Consider the following 16,986-nt stretch of genomic DNA (forward strand, 5'->3'; position numbering starts at 1 on the left):
CGGCGCCCTGCCCGTCAACTGAAGCGCAGCCTCTGCCCGTGACGTTACAACGCCCCCGCCGGGTGTGCCCCCTACCGGCGGACGGTCGGAAGCGCCAGGTCCGCCGGGGCCCTGCGGTGATCCCGCTCAACAGAACCGAACGACCGCCGGGCGGACGGCCGTACCCCCAGCTGCCCCGCCACCGTCGCCCCGAAGGCCAGCGCCATGCCCGTCAGCTGGAGCGGGGTCAGCGTCTGCCCGAGCGCCGCCCAGCCGACGACCGCGGCGGTCAGCGGGGACAGCGGGCCGAGGAAGGTGACCTGGGTGGCGGTGAGACGGCCGATGCCGCGGAACCAGAGCCAGTACGCCACCGCCGTGTTCGCCAGCGCGAGGTAGAGGTAGCCGCCGACCGCACGGCCGTCGAGGGCGGGCGGAGCACCCTCGACGAGGAGGGCGAGGGGCGCGATGAGCAGGCCGCCGGCGGTGAGCTGCCAGGCGGTGAGCGCGAGCGGGCCGACGCCGTCGGGGCGGCCCCAGCGCTTGGTCAGCACGGTCCCGGCGGACATCGAGGCGGTGGAGGCGAAGGCCGCCGCCACACCGACGGCGTCCAGGGCCCCGGCCGCCTTGAGGACGACCAGACTGACGCCGAACGCGGCCACGAGCCCGGTGAGCACGCTCCGGGCGGTGGGCCGCTGCCCCAGCAGCACGGCCGACAGTCCGACGACGATCAGCGGCCCCACCGACCCGACCACCGCGGCCATCCCGCCCGGCAGCCGGTACGCCGACAGGAACAGCAGCGGGAAGAACGCCCCGATGTTCAGCGCCCCGAGCACCGCCGCCTTCCCCCACCAGATCCCACGCGGCAGCACCCGAGCGAGGGCGAGCAGCACGAGTCCCGCGGGCAGCGCGCGCATCATGCCGGTGAACAGGGGCCGGTCGGCGGGGAGGAACTCGGTGGTCACCGCGTAGGTGGTGCCCCAGGAGACGGGGGCGAGGGCGGTGAGAAGGATCGTGGCGGGGCGGTTCGTGGTCGGCTTCCTCATGACTCCCTCTCCTCATTAGCTTGCAGGAAAGTAGCTTACCACTAAGCTACTTTCCTGCAAGCCACTTTTTTGCGGCCGAGCCGAGCCCCGCGGATACTCGGCACATGAGTGCACAGCGCAAGGACGCCGTCGACGCGATCATCGAGCAGTGGGCGGCCGTGCGGCCCGACCTCGACACCCGGGCCATGGAGGTCTTCGGGCGCATCTACCGCCTCTCCCGCGCCATGGGCGACCGCGTGGAGAAGGCGTACGCCCCCTACGGCATCTCCCGCGGCGAGTTCGACGTCCTCGCCACCCTCCGCCGCGCCGGTGAGCCGTACACCCTCTCCCCCCGCCGGCTCTCCTCGACGCTGATGCTCACCACGGGCGGCATGACGGGCCGCCTCGACAAGCTGGAACGCGCCGACCTGCTCCGCCGCTCCCCCGACCCCCACGACCGCCGCGGACTCCAAGTGACCCTGACCGAAAAGGGGTTGGCCGTCATCGACGAGGCGGTGGGAGCGGGCCTGACCGCCCAGACGGAGGCCCTGTCCACCCTCGACGACGAACAGGCCGACCAACTGGCCGACCTGTTGCGAGCGTTGCTGGAAGGGACTCAGAACTCAGCGGAGTGACCCGGGTTCCGCGAGCCCCACCCCGACGGAGGCGTTCCGTCCGCCCCACCACCCCCGCATCATGACGGCGTGCACATCTCACCGACAGAGGCCGCTCTCATCGGTACGTCCCTGGGCGCGACGGCCACCCTCAGCGCCGCCTGGCTCACCCAACGGTCGACGTCGAGACGCGAACGGGAGCGGCGGCTCTGGGACCGCCGGGTGGCCACGTACGACGATCTCATGAGCACGGTGCACACCTACGCCCAGCTCCGCGCCCACACCCGGCGCAGCTTCGACCTCCCCGAGCTGGAAGGCGTGCGCAGCGAGGCCCTGCACTCCGCGGCCACGTTGGCGGCACGTATCGAGCTCTACAGTTCCGAGCGGCTGCGCGAGGCCTGCGAGAGGTCGTTCGACTGTGTGCAGCGGTGGCTGGAGGCATGGGAGGAGTGGCACCAGCAGGGCGCCGACGTCCGGCTCCCCAGCCAGGCGGACGGCCTGTGGAAGAAATTCCTGAAACGCGTCGAGGAGGCGGAGGAGGCCGACAGCGAACTCCTCGAACTGCTGCTGGCCGACGTCCACGGCAAAAGCGGGAAGGGAAGGAAACCCGACAACGGTTAACGTTCTTCGTTCCGGGTGAGACTTCTGGAACGCGCAGCGGAACAGACGGGGGGCCGGGCCATGGCGCGGGACGAGCATCTGATCGAGTTATATCTCGCCGGAAAGCGCATCGCGTCCGGCCTGCGTATCGCACGCCCCTTCGCGCTGACGACCGCCCACGCACTCGGGCCGGACGTCCTCACGACGAAGCCGCTCCTGCATCTGCGGGACGGCACACCCGCGCACATCCTCTGGGGCAACACACCGTCGGACCTGGCCCTGCTCAGACTCGAACTGAACGGCACCACGGGCCCGTTGGCGACGACCGCCTTCGGCGAGGCACACCGGGGGCAGTCCTGGCGGGCGACCGTCTCCGTCGACCCCAAGCCCCTGACGGGCAGCGTCGTCGAACCCGAAGCCGTCTACCACGACAGTCCCCACCTCACGGTGACGGCCCTGCGGCTGCGCTGCGAGCGCATCCTGCGCGACCCGGCGGCCTACGCCGGCAGCCCGATCGAGGAGACCCGCCAGGACCCTCCCGTCGTCCTGGGTCTGCTGGTGAGGCCCCGGGACACCTCGCCCCGCGAGAGCGACGAGGCGTTCGCCATCTCGGTGGCGGAGGCGCTCAGGCTGTTCAACGACGTCACCGGCGGCAAGAGAGCGGAGAAACGCACCCGGGCCAATCAGGTGCTCCACGACCGGGGATACGGAAGCGTGCGCCCGCGCTGGACGAGGACCGATCCGAACCGGCGTGCACGGCGTCCGTCAGAAGGAAACTGATCGATGATCGAAATCAGTGACCTCGACGAAGCGATATCCGTCGCCGAGGAAAAGGCGGAACACGAGGACGGCGGCACACAGACGCGGCCCGCGCGGGAATCCGAGGCGGCGCTCATCGGCTACGTGGACCGGCTGCGCAGCGGCCAGGCCGTGTGGGAGGACGAACCGGAGCGGATCGCCCGGTACGCCCACCTGGTCGAACTGCTGCTGGCGCTCGGCCTCGACAAGGCCGCGGCGGACCTGACCGACACGACACTGCGCGCCATGCGGCTCTCCGAGATCGACCAGGTCGTCTACCGGGAGCCGGAACTGTGGAACCACCTCGGCTCCCTGCTCGCCGAACAGGGCGACCTGGTGCGGGCCATGGCCGTACTGGACTGCGCGCTCACCCGCGCCCACGAGTACGAGACCTACGAGGTCCCGGCCATCCTCGCCAATCTGAGCGTCGTCAGCCTTCAGCTGGGCGATCCGGAGGCGGCCGCGATCTGGGCCAACAAGGCGCTCGACTCGCTCAAGTACGAACAGGACAAGGACCTGGAGACCCGGCTGACCGCCGACCGGGTCCGCCTCGACCTCGCCAGGGCGTCCGGCGACGAGCAGGAGCTGCACAACGCATTGGAGAGCTTCGACCAGTCGGTGACCCGGTTCGTCGAGAGCGAGGGCGGCGACCACGCCCGGGCCCTCGGCGCCCGTGTCGCCCTGGCCGCGGCCCGCCACGACGCGGAGCCGAGCCTCGAGAACCTGGCCGCACTGGAACTCCTGTACGTCACCGCGCAGGTGACCCTGGGCCTTGAGCACCGCGAGACGATCATCGCCCAAGCCACCCTCGCGGCCACGGAGTTCGCGGCGGCGGGCGGCTGGGACGGACAGGCCAACGAGCGCACCGAGGCCGCCGTACAGGCCTTCGTCACCGCCGCCGCCCGTGCCGTCACCTCTCCCGACCTCGGCCAGGAGCATCCCCAGACGCACATCCTGCAGGACGAACTCGCGGAGATGCGGGCGGCCATCACCCCGGACGACAAGCTCCCGTACCACATCGAGAGGGTGTACAAGCCCCACGAGAACACCGAGCGCAACGACGCGAAACGCAAGGCGCTGGAGGAGGAGACGGACATCATCCGCCTCATCGCCCACGCCGGGGCCTCCTACTTCCTGAAGGAGACACGGCTCTTCTACGGCCGGGTCAAGGACGCGCTGGAGCGCGGGGTCCGTTTCCACGTCGTCATCAGCAGCCCCTGGAACAGCCTCGCCGCGTTCATGCCGCACGACACCGCGGCCGAACCGGGCAACTACCAGAACATCGTGGAGCTGGTGGAGAGCAGCCCTTCGTACAACAACACCTTCCTGCCCGTGATCGACTCGTACCGGCTGCTCAAGTCGATGTACCCGGACCTGATCGAGCTGCGGATCACCTCCATGGACGTCAGCGGCTCCACCCTGCTCACCTCGAACGCCGGGTTCTTCGAGCCGTACATCACGTCGAATCCGCAGCGCCGGACGCGACGCGGCATGAGCGTCTTCGAGGTGGAGTTCCGCAAGGACAGCCGGTATTACGCGGACAGCCTGGAGGAGTTCCGGGCCCAGTGGGAACTCTCCAGCACCTGGAAGGAGTTCGAGACCAACCAGGAACAGCACAAGGCGGCGCTGCGGTCGGAGATGGGGGCGCTCGCCTCCGTGCGGATGAGGGCCAGTGTCAGGAGGGGAGAAGTGCCCCGTCCCTGACCTTGTGCAGCACTTCCACCGAGCCCACGAACAACGGCGTGGGCAGCGCGTCCAGTGGCCAGAACTGCCAGCGTTCGCACCGGTCCGGCTCGCGCACCCGGATCTGGCCCGTGTAGTCGGGGATCTCCACACCGACCTGCATGTGATGGTTGGCGGCCGGGTCCGGGTCGGTGACACAGACCACCCGCGCCTCCCCCCGGGCACGGACGCCGGTCTCCTCCTCCAGCTCCCGGCACGCGGCGCCGGTCAGGGTCTCGCCGATCTCCAGGTGCCCGCCGGGCAGCCCCCAGCTGCCGGCGCCGAAGGTGTTGACCCGCAGCCCCAGCAGGACACTCCCGCCGGAGCGGACGATGGCCTGCACTCCCACGCGCACGTGTGCCGCCGTCATCGCTGACCTCTCCGTTCTTCCGGATATGTTCCGACGAAATTCGCGGCATTGCTGAACGCCTGGACCAGACCGGCATGGGGCATGCCGTCGTCCCGCCCGAGGTCGAAGAAGTTGCCGAGCCGCCGTTCCTCGCCCGCGTCGACGACGACGACCTCGCAGTCGGGGTCGATGAAGAAGTAGGTGCCCGCCCTGTCGGCGTTCCGGTAGACCCGAAGGGGAACGTCGCGGGCGTCGGCGGACTCCTGGCAGCGGGCCACCACGTCTTCGAACTCCTCGTCGCCGACGGAGAGCCAACCGGCGTTGTCGGCGCCGTAGTTGGTCTCCGACATCTGGTAGACCTTCCACACGTCGGGAAGGCAGGAGTCCTCGATGAGCTCGAGCACGCGCGGAGCTCCGGCGACATTGCGCCGGGTGACGACGGTCCCCAGTTTCACCCCGACCTGCTGGTGGTTCTTCCGTACCTCCTGCAGCAGACCGAGGACCTTTCCCCGGTGCGGCGCGACACCTTTGCGCAGTTCCCGGTGCTCCTTCTCGTCCGCCGATTCCAGCGGCAGGGCGATCGACCACAACCCCGGCAGCACGCGCTGCATCACCTTGAGCGGTGCGAGCCCGTTGGTACTGAGCACCACCCTGGGAGGTGCTCCGCCGTCCGGCAGCGGACTGCTCAACTCCTGGACGAGGTCCCCGAGATACGGCAGAAGCGTGGGCTCGCCTCCCGAGATCACCACTCCTTGCACCCCTTCCTGCCGCAGCGTCGCGGCGATCCGGAATGCCTCCGCACGACGCATGGTGGGCATTTCGTGGCGAGGTCCGAAACAAAAAGGGCAGCTCAGATTGCATCTGCCGATCGGGCGAAGATCCACGTACGGGGGGAGCACCGGCCGAATCTAACAGCGCGCGAAGCAGCCCGCCGCCGGACGCTCAAACTGTCACCCGAGTGCAGCCGAGCCGCTCCCTTTCGAACACTGCCCCGGGGACGAAAACATCACTCTCGCCGCGCGCACCGGTGTCCGCGTCAGCCGACGTGAGCGGTGAGGGCCGCCTCGATCTCCCGCGGCGTCGCCCCCTCCGCCGCCCACCCCACATACCCGTCGGGCCCCACCAGCACAGTCGTACGCCGTCCGCTCGCCCAGTGCTCCACCGTGAGCCGTTCCTTGCGGGGGTCCTGGGCGTCGTGGCCGTCCGGGGTGATCAGGACGAACCTGCCGCCGCGCAGGGACTCGTAGAGGCGGCCGCCGTCCGCGAGGGTGACGTCGGGGGCGCGGATGCCGGTCAGGGGGTGGGCGCCGCGGGCGGCCGGGTATGGCGCGCAGGGCCAGTTCCCAGGGGCGCTTGGCCATCGCAAGGCGGACGATGCCGCCGCTGCTGCGCAGGACGGCCCTGCCGACCGGGTGCCGTTCCAGTTGGTAGGTGTCCAGGACAACAGCTCAGACTCCGGTTCCACCGGCGTGCGTCACCGCTCCGACGCCACCCGCACCGCGATCCTCGCCGCGGCCCGCGAGCGCTTCGCCGCCGACGGCTACGAGCGGGCCACCATCCGCGCCATCGCCAAGCATTCGCGCATCGATTCGTCGATGGTGATGCGCTACTACGGCAGCATGGAGGGCCTGTTCGCGGCGGTCGTGGCCGTCGGCCTGAAGCTGCCGGACCTCGCCGCGCTGCCCCGGCACGACGTCGGGCGGGTGCTGGTGTCGCACTTCCTCACCATGTGGGAGGAGAACGAGGTGCTCACCGCCCTGCTCCGGGTCGGGGTGACCAATCAGGCGGGCACCGAGCGCACCCAGAGCGACGCAGCTGCTCGGGCTGGGGCTCACCCGGTACGTCCTGCGCTTCCCGCCGGTCGTCGCACTGACCCGCGAGGAGGTCGTCGCGTGGCCGGCCCCGACTCTGCAGCGGTATCTCACGGCGCCCAGCCCCTGAGAACGCACGAGGGCGCCGGCCTCGCCCACGTACGACGCGCGTACATACGGCGGGGTCGGCGCCCCGGGAAAGGCGGGGTCAGGCCTTCGATCCGGCCTTTGCCTCGGCCTCGGCGGGCTTGGTCCTGATGTTGCGGCTGGTCACCCGGTGCTCTTCCTTGGACTTGTCCAGGACCAGCACCAGGGCGGCGATGACCCCGAACAGCACGAGCGGGGCCACGACGAAGAGACCCAGCGTCTCGATGACGCTCAGGCCCGTGCCGGGGTCGTCACCGTCGTCGCGGGACAGCGCGGAGGCGGGGGACGACATGAGCAGCATCATCAGCGTCGTACCGGCCACCAGGGCGCCGGCGCGCAGGGCGTTCTTCTTGTCCACGGAGCCAAAGTATCCAACGGCGGTTCGGGCCGCGCGTCCGGGGTGCCGTATGAGGCGCCCCGGCCGTGCGCGCATCCCCGCGGCGCCCGCGGCCGCGGCCGTTACGGCGCCCGCAGGACGTCCACCAGCGCGTGCAGGCGAGCCGACGCCGCCAGGTCCTCCAGCGTCATCACCCGGCCCTCCCCGTCCGCGATCGGCAGGCGCCAGTTCGGGTACTGGTCCCAGGTCCCCGGCAGGTTCTGCGGTCGGCGGTCCCCCACCGCGTCCGGCAGCCAGACCCCCACCATGCGGGCGGGCGTGTTCAGCAGGTACCGGTGGACGGCCTGGATCTGCGCCTCCTCCGAAGAGGGGTCGGCGCCGCCCCCCGTGCCGTGCAGCAGTCCGAGACGGGCCAGCAGCTCCAGCCACTCCCCCGTGTCCGCCGCGGCCTCGGCGCGCTCCTCGTCCAGCGGCCGGGTCAGCAGTCCGAGGCTGTCCCGCAGCTCGACGTGCTCCCCGGTCAGACGTGAGGCGGTGGGCGGCAGGTCGTGCGTGGTCGCGGTCGCGAGGCAGTCCGCGCGCCACCGCTCGGGCGGCAGCGGACGCCCGTCGCCCTCCCAGTCCCGCTCGAACCAGAGCACCGACGTCCCCAGCACCCCGCGCTCGCGCAGCGCCTCCCGCACCCCGGGTTCGACGGTGCCGAGGTCCTCGCCGATCACCAGCGCCCCGGCCCGCGACGCCTCCAGGACCAGCACGGCGAGCATCGCCTCCGCGTCGTAGCGGACGTACGTGCCCTCCGTCGGCGGCTGCCCGTGCGGGACCCACCACAGCCGGAACAGGCCCATGACGTGGTCGATGCGCAGCGCGCCGGTGTACCGGAACAGGGCCCGCAGCAGCTGCCGGTAGGGCGCGTACCCCGACTCCGCGAGCCGGTCCGGGCGCCACGGTGGCAGCCCCCAGTCCTGGCCGCGGGCGTTGAAGGCGTCCGGAGGGGCTCCCACGGACATCCCGGCCGCGAAGTACGCCTGCTGGGCCCACGCGTCCGCGCCCTCGGGGTGCACGCCCACCGCGAGGTCGTGGACGACGCCCACCGGCATCCCCGCCTCCCGTGCGGTCCGCTGCGCGGCGCCGAGCTGGCTCTCGGTGAGCCAGGCGAGGCGGCAGTAGAAGTCGACGCGGTCCATCAGCTCACCGCGCGCGCGGGCCGTCTCGGCGGATCGCGGGTCGCGGAGGCCGACGGGCCAGCCGCGCCAGTCCGAGCCGTGCGCCTCGGCCAGCGCGTACCAGGTCGCGTGGTCCTCCAGCGCCTCGCCGCCCTCGGCGAGATAGTCGGCGTAGGCGGCGCGGCGACCGGGCCCGAGGGGGACCTCGTGGAGGAGTTCGAGCGCTTGCCGCTTCAGGTCCCACACCGCGTCCCGGTCGATCAGCGCGCCCTTGTCGAGCACGGATGCCCGCAGCCGCTCGGCCCGCTCGAGCAGGGTCCGCAGCCGGTCGCGGTCCGCGACCTGGGCGTACTCGGGGATGTCCTCGATGCGCAGGTGCACCGGGTCGGGGAAGCGGCGCGAGGACGGCCGGTAGGGGGACGGGTCGGTGGGGGCGCCGGGCACGGCCGCGTGCAGCGGGTTGACCTGGACGAAACCGGCGCCGAGGGCACGCCCCGCCCAGGAGGTCAGTTCGGCGAGGTCGCCGAGGTCGCCCATGCCCCAGGAGCGGTGCGAGAGCAGGGAGTAGAGCTGGACGAGGAGGCCGTACGACCGCCCGGGCGGAGCCGGCAGTCGCGGCGGGGCGACGATCAGGTGGGCGTCGGCGGTGCGGCCGTCGGGGGCGGTGGCGGTCAACCGGTGCACGCCGGGCGGGAGTTGGTCGGCGGCGGCGCGCACCTCGCCCTGTTCGGTGGCGATGCGCAGCCGGGTGCCCGCGGGCAGGTCGGCGACGAAGGCGGGCGGGCTGCCGCTCCAGCACACCACGGTCGGCGGCAGCAGGCGCTCGCGCAGCTCGCGGTCCCGGGCCGCGAGGGCGGCGGCCGGGTCACTCGCGTCGACGCCGAGGGCGGCCAGGGCCAGGGTGACGGCCGTGGCGGAGGCGGCGACCGTACGGTCCGGGGAGGGCTGGTACGCGGTGGCGATGCCGTACGACTCGGCGAGCCGGGACAGTTCCGGACCGGGGGGCGCCACCATCTATGGCTCCAGGTGGGCGTCGGACTCGCTGATCAGGTGGGCGGCCTCGGCGAGCGGGGGTTCGCTGGTGAGGGGTTCGGCGTCGGGCAGCGGTGGTTCGCTGGTGAGCGGGGTCTCGGTGCAGGCGCTCTCGGCGCTGAAGACACAGAAGTGCTCAGCGCGCGCCTCGGGTTTGGACGGGGCCGGGAGCAGAAGGGGTGCCGGTGCGGCCACGGGGGCCTCCTTGTCGAGTACGACGACGGGGGTTACCGCAGCCCTACCCACAGGACGCGACGACAGACGTACCGGAGGGGAGAACGTGCTCTTCGTCATGTTCCGTGGCTCCGTGGTTCCCGTCCACCGGTCGCCGATCATTACTGATCCTGATCACTATTCACTCAGTACATGTACATGGTGCATACTGATCGCCATGAGCATCCGCCACATCCTGCTGGGGCTGCTCGCCGGAGGGCCGAGCCATGGCTACGACCTCAAGCGACGCCACGACGAGCGTTTCCCCGAGGCCCGTCCGCTGGCCTACGGGCAGGTCTACACAACCCTCCAGCGGCTGGTCCGCGACGGTCTCGCCGAGATCGACGGCACGGACTCCGACGGCGGGCCGGAGCGCACCAAATACCGCTCGACCGAGGCGGGCGCGCGTGAACTGGCCGAGTGGGCCGGGCGGATCGCCCCGCCCGCGCCCTTCGTGACCAACGAGATCTTCGCCAAGGTCGTCGTCTCGATCCTGTCCGGCGGCGACCCGGACGCCTATCTCCGGGCCCAGCGCGCCGCCCACATGGCGCGGATGCGGGAGCTCACGGCGGTCAAGACCGCCCAGGGCGCCGACCTCGCGACCGTGCTCTCGGCGGACTACGCCCTCAACCACCTCGACGCCGACCTCCGCTGGATGACCACCACGGCGGCCCGGCTGACCACTTTGACCGCGGAGGTCGACTCAGCATGAGCAACCCAGAGCCGCTGCTCGCGGCCAGCGACCTCGCCAAGGCGTACGGCAGGTCCGAGGCCCTGCGCGGCGCCTCGGTCGAGCTGGACGCCGGTGAGATCCTCGCCGTCACCGGCACCAGCGGCAGCGGGAAGTCGACGCTGCTGCACTGCCTGGCCGGGATCGTGCGGCCGGACGCCGGTTCGGTGTCCTACGGCGGTGAGCGCCTCGACGAGCTGCCCGAGAAGCGGCTGAGCGAGCTGCGCCGTACGGAGTTCGGGGTGGTCTTCCAGTTCGGGCAGCTGATCCCCGAGCTGACGGCGCTCGACAACGTGGCGCTGCCGCTGCTGCTCGCGGGCGTCTCCCGCGCCGACGCCCACACGCGGGCCGGTGAGTGGCTGGAGCGGTTCGGAGTGCGCGGCCAGGCCCCGCTGCGGCCCGGTGAGATGAGCGGCGGGCAGGCCCAGCGGACCGCGCTGGCCCGCGCCCTGATCACCGGACCGAAGGTCGTCTTCGCGGACGAGCCGACCGGCGCTCTGGACTCCCTGGCGAGCGAGCAGGTCATGACGGCTTTGGTCCGCACGGCCCGCGAGTCCGGCACTGCGGTCCTGCTGATCACCCATGACGCCCAGGTGGCGGCGTACGCCGACCGTGAGGTGCGGATCGCCGACGGGGCCGTGACTCCGGCGGGGGTGACGGCATGACGACCGATCTCGAGGCACGTACCGGCGGCTCCCCGGCCGCGGACCTCCGGATGGCCTGGCTGCTCACCCGCGGTTCCGACCGGCGGGAGTGGTGGCGGGTGGGGCTGACGGCCGTCGGGGCGGCGCTCGCGGCCGGCATCGTGATGTCCGTCGTCGCGCTGAACTCGCTGGACGGGTACCACTCTGTGTCCTTCGGCTCCGGGCTCCTCGACTCGGCGAGCGACCGGCGCAACGTCGGACTCGTGCTGCTGATGCTGCTCGTCCCGGTGCTGGGGTTCCTCGGGCAGTGCGCGCGGATCGGTGCGGTGCACCGGGACCGGCGGCTGGCCGCGCTGCGGCTGGCGGGTGCCGGGGCGTGGCAGGTACGGCGGATCGCGGCGCTGGAGTCGGGGCCGGCCTGTCTGGCGGGCTCGGTGGCGGCCACCGCCGTGTTCGTACCGCTGCTGCTGCACCTGTGGGAGCGGCCCGGCGCCCTCGCCTGGGCCGGTGTCGTCCTGGTTCCGGTGGCGGTACCGCTGCTGGCCGCGGCCGTGAGCATGCTGGCGCTGCGTCGGGTGGTGGCCTCCCCGTTGGGCTGGGTGCGACGAGCGCGGCCGGTGTGGGGTCCAGGGCGGGTGCTGCGCGTGGTGATCGGGCTGCTCGGGGCCGCAGCGCTGTTCGTCGGTGTGTCGTCGTTCCTCGGCGGGCCCGTCGAGGTCGCCCTCGGCCCGCCGGCGCTGTTCGCCGTCGTCCTGGTCGTCGGGGCCGCGACGGTGTCCCTGGCCGGTACGGCGGCCCGGCGGCTGGGCGGGGCCCTGGCCGCCCGCGCGCAGAGCCCGGCGGTGCTGATCTCGGCGGAACGGCTGCGGGACGACCCCTGGGCGTCGGCCCGCACCCATGCCTCGGTGCTGCTGGTGACGGTGGTCGGCGCGGGGTTCGTGGGCGTACGGCAGGTGCTGCTCTCGACCCTGCACACCATGCGCGGCGAGGGCACGCCGGCGACGGACATGAGCTATTACACGACCGGTATCGACCTGACGGCTGCCGCGATCCTCGTCGCGCTCGTCCTGACCGTGACGGGACTGGCCGTGGGTACCGTCGAGTCCCTCGCGACCCGTCGCCGGGGTCTGGCCGCCCAGGTCGCCGCCGGGGTGCCGTACCGGGTGCTGGCCAGGGCGCTGCTCCTGGAGACCGCTCTGCCGCTGGCTCCCGCGGTCGCGGTGGCCGGCGTGGGCGGTACGGCGATCGGCGTCTGGTACGCCTCGCTGGCCTCGCAGGACACGGTGACCGGACTGCCGTACGCCGCGCTCCTGGTTCCGCTCGGGGTCTACGCGGCCTGCCTCCTGGCCGCCGCCACCTCGCTGCCGCTGCTGCGCCGCTCGCTGCGCCCGGCGGAGCTCAGGTACACCTGAGCAGCCGATCTTCCGGTCCCGGAGGTACGGGGGGCCTCCGGGGCCGGAAGGAGCCGCGTGCGGCAACACAAAGGCCCGGATCGTCGTCAGGCAGAGATGCCGTCGATCCGGGCCATGGCGGCCTCCGCGCCGTACGGTTGCAAGTACGGCAGCCAGCGTGGGTCCCTGTGCCCGGTGCCGATGATGCGCCAGGCCAGACCGGTGGGCGGGGCGGGTTTGTGGCGCAGCCGCCAGCCGATTTCGAACAGGTGTCGGTCGGCCTTCACATGGTTGCAGCGTCGGCAGGACGCCACCACGTTGTCCCAGACGTGCTTGCCCCCGCGGCTGCGCGGGATGACGTGGTCGACGCTGGTTGCGACGCCACCGCAGTACATGCACCGGCCCCCGTCGCGCGCGAAGAGCGCTCTGCGGGTGAGAGGAACGGGCCCCCGATAGGGAACCCGCACGAATCGCTTGAGCCGGACCACGCTGGGTGCGGGGACTGTGACGGTCGCGCTGTGCATGTAGGCGCCGGATTCCTCGAGGGAGACCGCTTTGTTCTCCAGGACGAGGACGAGCGCGCGGCGGAGCGGTACGACGCCGAGGGGCTCGTACGACGCGTTGAGTACCAGGACATGCGGCACGGATGCCTCCTTGGGCGTCGGCGGCGCGTGGCTCGCGCCGGGACGAACTGCAGTCAGTCTCCCCTCTCAGCCGGGAGAAACGCCACCATGTCCCGGTAACGGGCTGGGAGTGTTTTCGACCACACCATTCTTCATCCCCAGGTGAGAGCCGTCTCTCCCCTCGGCATTGCAACGATCCACACACGATGCACCGTTAGTGTGGTGAGCCTGCTTTACCGGTGACCATTTCGTGACCTTGACCGCCGTACCGGAAGGCAGACGCAGCACCTGGAGGTACCTGCCGTGTCCTTGTCCGCCGTCCTACTGGCCGCGAGTCCGTCGCCGTCGCCGTCCCCCTCGGACAGCTCGACGCCGGCCGTGCCGAGTCTCCAGGACGCCCAGGAGAGCGCGACGAACGCCGCGAGCTGGGTCGAGCAGAACTGGTCGACCTGGCTGGCGATCGGTCTGCGGGTCCTGCTGATCCTGGTGATTGCCGCGGTGCTGAGAATGTTCGTGCGGCGGGCCATCACCAAGCTGATCGACCGGATGAACCGCACCGCGCAGGCGGTCGACGGCACGGCGATCGGCGGTCTGCTCGTCAACAACGAGCGCCGCCGGCAGCGCTCGCAGGCCATCGGGTCGGTGCTGCGCTCGGTGGCGAGCTTCATCATCATGGGCACCGCCGCCCTGATGGTCCTGGGCGCCTTCGAGATCAACCTGGCCCCGCTGCTCGCGTCGGCCGGTGTCGCGGGTGTCGCGATCGGTTTCGGCGCCCGCAACCTCGTCACGGACTTCCTCTCCGGGGTCTTCATGATCCTGGAGGACCAGTACGGCGTCGGCGACACCATCGACGCGGGCGTGGCCTCCGGCGAGGTCATCGAGGTCGGCCTGAGGGTGACCAAGCTGCGCGGCGACAGCGGCGAGATCTGGTACGTCCGCAACGGCGAGGTCAAGCGCATCGGCAATCTCTCCCAGGGCTGGGCGACGGCCGGCGTGGACGTGACCGTGCGGGCCTCCGAGGACCTGGACAAGGTCAAGCGGGTGCTGGGCGAGGTCGCCGAGAAGATGAGCAAGGAGGAGCCCTGGAACGAGCTCCTGTGGAGCCCGATCGAGGTCCTCGGCCTGGACAGCGTCCTGCTGGACTCGATGATCGTGCGGGTCTCCGCCAAGACCATGCCCGGCAAGTCCCTCACCGTCGAGCGTGAGCTGCGCTGGCGCATCAAGCGCGCCTTCGACGCGGCAGACATCCGCATCGTCGGCGGCGCCGCCGTCGTCGTCACCGACGAGGAGGCCGCCGACCCGACGGCGGCGGTCGCGGCCCCGTCGGTCTTCTCCAACTCCGATTCCCCGCAGGCCGCGGCGGCCTCCCCGCTCGTGTCGACACCGGCGCAGCGTCCGGCGGCGAAGTAGCGGCCGGCGGGACGGCGGTTGAGCGGTGCGGCGGCGGTGAACTCACCTTCTTCACGTGAACCCCACGTTCCGGTCACGGATGTGATCGTCTAGGGTCACCCCCACAGCGGGCCCTTGTTCTGGAGCGCAACGCCCAGGGGCCCGCTTCGAATGTGGGGAAACGCATGAGAAAGCTCGCCATAGGCATCGCCGCGTCCGGCGCCCTGGCACTGACCGGTCTGGTCGCGCCCGTCGCGTCCGCGGGCACCTCGCCCGACCTGGTCTTCTCCGCCGTCACGGTCAACAACGGCAAGGCGGTCACCGTCGGCACCACCGCCGCCGTGAAGGTGCCGGTGACGTACACCCTCACCCGCCCCTCCGATCTGACGATCGACTACAAGACCACCTTCGCGGGCGTCCTGCTCTACCGGGGCACGCTCAGCAGGATGTCGAACGAGGTCGAGCCCGAGGACCTCCCCACCTGCACGACGACCGCGACGACGGACACCACCGTCACCGAGTCGTGCAAGGAGACCCTGGTGATCGCCCCTGAGGACACCCTGTACTCGGCCTCGGACGCCACCACCTGGAAGGCGGCCGGCCTCTACAGCACGATGGAGCAGGACAACGACGGTTCCGACGGCCACATCCACCTCGGCTACGACTTCGACGCCTGGGGTCCCCTCGGCAGCGGCGTCCAGGTCAAGCGCGCGGCGAGGCTCACCGCCGACGCGGCGCCCGAGCCGGTGAAGAAGGGCGGGACCATCACGGTCACCGGCAAGCTGACCCGGGCCGACTGGGAGGCCGGGAGGTACACGGGTTACACCTCCCAGAAGGCGACCCTCCAGTTCCGCGCCAAGGGCACCAACAGCTACACCACCGTCAAGACGGTGACCTCCGGGACCGGCGGCGCCCTGAAGACGACGACGAAGGCCACCAAGGACGGCTACTACCGCTACGTCTTCGCGGGTACGGCCACCACCGGCTCGGCGAAGGCCCCCGGCGACTTCATCGACGTCCGGTAGAGGCTTTCCCCCGCTTCTCGACCGCCCCCGCAGGTAACGACTCCGTTTCCTGCGGGGGCGGTTTGCCGTTCCCCCCTTGACGGACAGGTGGTCCAGACCTAAGTTCCCGTGCATCCGATAGGAAACCTTCCTAACAGTCGCTGGACAGTAAAGTCGTCCGGCAGTCACGGAGAGGGGCACCCATGGCAGGCACACCACGCACGCTGCGCGCCATGAACGACCGTGCCGCGCTCGACCTCCTGCTGGAGCACGGCCCCCTCTCCCGTACGCGGATCGGCAAGCTCACCGGCCTGTCCAAGCCGACCGCGTCCCAGCTCCTGGCCCGCCTGGAGGCGTCGGGCCTCGTCCTCGCCACCGGTACCACCGAGGGCAGGCCGGGCCCCAACGCCCAGCTGTACGAGGTCGACCCGACCGCCGCGTACGCCGCCGGGCTCGACGTCACCCCCGAGCGTGTCCTCGCCGCCGTCGCCGACATCACCGGCCGCACGGTGGGCTCCTACGAACTGCCCACGCCGGGACGCCGACCCGCCCAGCCCGTCGTACAACAGGTCACCGACGCCCTCGACGGAGCGGTGAAGGCGGCGGGACTGGCCCGGGGCGACGTCCACCGGCTCGTCATCGGCACTCCGGGCGCCTTCGACCCGGGCACGGGCCGGCTGCGCTACGCCTCCCACCTCCCCGGCTGGCACAGCCCGACCCTCCTCGACGAACTCGCCGCGGCGCTGCCGATGCCGGTCGAGTACGAGAACGACGTCAACCTCGTCGCCGTGGCCGAGCAACGGCTCGGGGCGGCCCGTGGACACGAGGACTTCGTACTGCTGTGGAACGAGGGCGGTCTCGGCGCCGCCCTGGTCCTCGGCGGACGGCTGCACCGCGGCTGGACCGGCGGCGCGGGGGAGGTAGGTTTCCTGCCGGTTCCCGGAGCACCGCTGGTGCGGCAGGTGACCAAGGCCAACAGTGGCGGCTATCAGGAGCTCGCGGGCTCCCAGGCCATCCCGACCCTCGCCCGCGAGCTCGGCATGACGGACATCCCCTCGGGGCCGTACGCCGAGGCCGCCGCCGCCCTCGTCGAGCGGGCCGCCACCGAGGACACCGTCCTGGGCCGGCTGCTCCTGGAGACCTACGCCACCCGTCTGGCCACCGGTCTCGCCTCCCTCGTCTCCGTCCTCGACCCCGAACTCGTCGTCCTCAGCGGTGCCTCGCTCACCGCCGGCGGCGACACCCTGCGCGCCCTCGTCCAGGCCGAGCTGGAGGAACTGGCGGCCTCCCGGCCCCGGCTGGTCGTCGGCGACGTCCGCGAACATCCCGTGCTGCGCGGCGCGCTGGAGAGCGCGCTCGCGGCCACCCGCGACGAGGTCTTCGACACCTCGCGCTGAGCCCCCGACCTCACCGTCCCT

At 71.5% G+C, this 16,986-nt stretch carries 17 protein-coding genes and 2 pseudogenes; 11 read left to right on the forward strand and 8 right to left on the reverse strand.

All coding sequences use genetic code 11. The features are described 5' to 3' along the window. Positions 1 to 71 precede the first annotated feature (71 nt). Positions 72 to 1,022 (reverse strand): EamA family transporter, encoded by a 951-nt coding sequence (locus ACIRP7_RS01165; protein ID WP_403652200.1) that lies wholly within the window; start codon positions 1,020 to 1,022, stop codon positions 72 to 74. Positions 1,023 to 1,126: 104 nt separating this feature from the next. Here ACIRP7_RS01165 and ACIRP7_RS01170 point away from each other — a divergent pair, with 104 nt between their 5' ends. The 4 genes from ACIRP7_RS01170 (at position 1,127) to ACIRP7_RS01185 (ending at position 4,717) form a co-directional block, all read left to right on the forward strand. After that, positions 1,127 to 1,636, forward strand: coding sequence for a MarR family winged helix-turn-helix transcriptional regulator (locus tag ACIRP7_RS01170; protein ID WP_403652203.1), 510 nt, complete (start codon positions 1,127 to 1,129; stop codon positions 1,634 to 1,636). A 69-nt stretch (positions 1,637 to 1,705) separates the two neighbouring features. Beyond that, on the forward strand, positions 1,706 to 2,236 hold the full coding sequence (locus ACIRP7_RS01175) for a hypothetical protein (RefSeq protein WP_403652205.1): 531 nt from the start codon (positions 1,706 to 1,708) through the stop codon (positions 2,234 to 2,236). Between the two features lie 60 nt (positions 2,237 to 2,296). Beyond that, on the forward strand, positions 2,297 to 2,995 hold the full coding sequence (locus ACIRP7_RS01180) for a hypothetical protein (RefSeq protein WP_403652208.1): 699 nt from the start codon (positions 2,297 to 2,299) through the stop codon (positions 2,993 to 2,995). A gap of 3 nt (positions 2,996 to 2,998) precedes the next feature. Further along, a complete protein-coding gene (locus tag ACIRP7_RS01185; RefSeq protein ID WP_403652211.1) occupies positions 2,999 to 4,717 on the forward strand; it encodes a hypothetical protein in 1,719 nt (572 codons plus the stop codon). Here ACIRP7_RS01185 and ACIRP7_RS01190 read toward each other — a convergent pair. From ACIRP7_RS01190 to ACIRP7_RS01200, 3 genes and pseudogenes are all read right to left on the reverse strand, one after another. Then, complete coding sequence (locus tag ACIRP7_RS01190) at positions 4,689 to 5,105, reverse strand: NUDIX hydrolase (RefSeq protein ID WP_403652214.1); 417 nt, start codon at positions 5,103 to 5,105, stop codon at positions 4,689 to 4,691. The two genes, ACIRP7_RS01185 and ACIRP7_RS01190, sit on opposite strands and share 29 nt — an antisense overlap. Continuing rightward, positions 5,102 to 5,983: a radical SAM protein gene (locus ACIRP7_RS01195; RefSeq protein WP_403652217.1), complete on the reverse strand. Its 882-nt coding sequence runs from the start codon at positions 5,981 to 5,983 to the stop codon at positions 5,102 to 5,104. Before ACIRP7_RS01195 ends, ACIRP7_RS01190 begins: the two co-directional genes overlap by 4 nt. Before the next feature lie 137 nt (positions 5,984 to 6,120). Then, positions 6,121 to 6,526 (reverse strand): annotated as a pseudogene (locus ACIRP7_RS01200) (FAD-dependent oxidoreductase); the annotation flags it as partial. Between ACIRP7_RS01200 and ACIRP7_RS01205 the strand changes: the two are divergent. After that, positions 6,509 to 7,025 (forward strand): annotated as a pseudogene (locus ACIRP7_RS01205) (TetR family transcriptional regulator). The pseudogenes ACIRP7_RS01200 and ACIRP7_RS01205 overlap by 18 nt on opposite strands. 78 nt (positions 7,026 to 7,103) lie before the next feature. Here the strand turns inward: ACIRP7_RS01205 and ACIRP7_RS01210 are convergent. The 3 genes from ACIRP7_RS01210 to ACIRP7_RS01220 form a co-directional block, all read right to left on the reverse strand. Beyond that, positions 7,104 to 7,400: a hypothetical protein gene (locus ACIRP7_RS01210; RefSeq protein ID WP_403652219.1), complete on the reverse strand. Its 297-nt coding sequence runs from the start codon at positions 7,398 to 7,400 to the stop codon at positions 7,104 to 7,106. Between the two features lie 101 nt (positions 7,401 to 7,501). Continuing rightward, a complete protein-coding gene (malQ, locus tag ACIRP7_RS01215) occupies positions 7,502 to 9,556 on the reverse strand; it encodes a 4-alpha-glucanotransferase (protein WP_403652222.1) in 2,055 nt (684 codons plus the stop codon). After that, entirely contained in the window at positions 9,557 to 9,769 is a 213-nt protein-coding gene (locus tag ACIRP7_RS01220; protein ID WP_403652224.1) for a hypothetical protein, read from the reverse strand. Positions 9,770 to 9,965: 196 nt separating this feature from the next. On the opposite strand from ACIRP7_RS01220, the gene ACIRP7_RS01225 reads away from it, so the two are divergent. From ACIRP7_RS01225 to ACIRP7_RS01235, 3 genes are read left to right on the forward strand one after another with little or no spacing between them, the layout of a single operon-like run. Then, positions 9,966 to 10,499 (forward strand): PadR family transcriptional regulator, encoded by a 534-nt coding sequence (locus tag ACIRP7_RS01225; protein ID WP_403652226.1) that lies wholly within the window; start codon positions 9,966 to 9,968, stop codon positions 10,497 to 10,499. Next, on the forward strand, positions 10,496 to 11,182 hold the full coding sequence (locus ACIRP7_RS01230) for an ABC transporter ATP-binding protein (protein WP_403652229.1): 687 nt from the start codon (positions 10,496 to 10,498) through the stop codon (positions 11,180 to 11,182). The genes ACIRP7_RS01225 and ACIRP7_RS01230 overlap by 4 nt, the downstream gene beginning before the upstream one ends. Then, positions 11,179 to 12,573, forward strand: a complete 1,395-nt coding sequence (locus ACIRP7_RS01235) for an FtsX-like permease family protein (RefSeq protein ID WP_403652232.1) — start codon at positions 11,179 to 11,181, stop codon at positions 12,571 to 12,573. Before ACIRP7_RS01230 ends, ACIRP7_RS01235 begins: the two co-directional genes overlap by 4 nt. 86 nt (positions 12,574 to 12,659) lie before the next feature. On the opposite strand, the gene ACIRP7_RS01240 is transcribed toward ACIRP7_RS01235, so the two are convergent. Continuing rightward, entirely contained in the window at positions 12,660 to 13,196 is a 537-nt protein-coding gene (locus tag ACIRP7_RS01240; protein WP_403652234.1) for an HNH endonuclease, read from the reverse strand. Between the two features lie 282 nt (positions 13,197 to 13,478). Here ACIRP7_RS01240 and ACIRP7_RS01245 point away from each other — a divergent pair, with 282 nt between their 5' ends. From ACIRP7_RS01245 to ACIRP7_RS01255, 3 genes are all read left to right on the forward strand, one after another. Next, entirely contained in the window at positions 13,479 to 14,585 is a 1,107-nt protein-coding gene (locus ACIRP7_RS01245) for a mechanosensitive ion channel family protein (protein ID WP_403652236.1), read from the forward strand. Positions 14,586 to 14,749: 164 nt separating this feature from the next. After that, positions 14,750 to 15,589, forward strand: a complete 840-nt coding sequence (locus tag ACIRP7_RS01250; protein WP_403652239.1) for a hypothetical protein — start codon at positions 14,750 to 14,752, stop codon at positions 15,587 to 15,589. Positions 15,590 to 15,771: 182 nt separating this feature from the next. Beyond that, positions 15,772 to 16,965, forward strand: a complete 1,194-nt coding sequence (locus tag ACIRP7_RS01255; protein ID WP_403652241.1) for an ROK family protein — start codon at positions 15,772 to 15,774, stop codon at positions 16,963 to 16,965. Positions 16,966 to 16,986 lie beyond the last annotated feature (21 nt).

This window comes from Streptomyces sp. NPDC102270 (assembly GCF_044766405.1).
Lineage (GTDB): Bacteria > Actinomycetota > Actinomycetes > Streptomycetales > Streptomycetaceae > Streptomyces.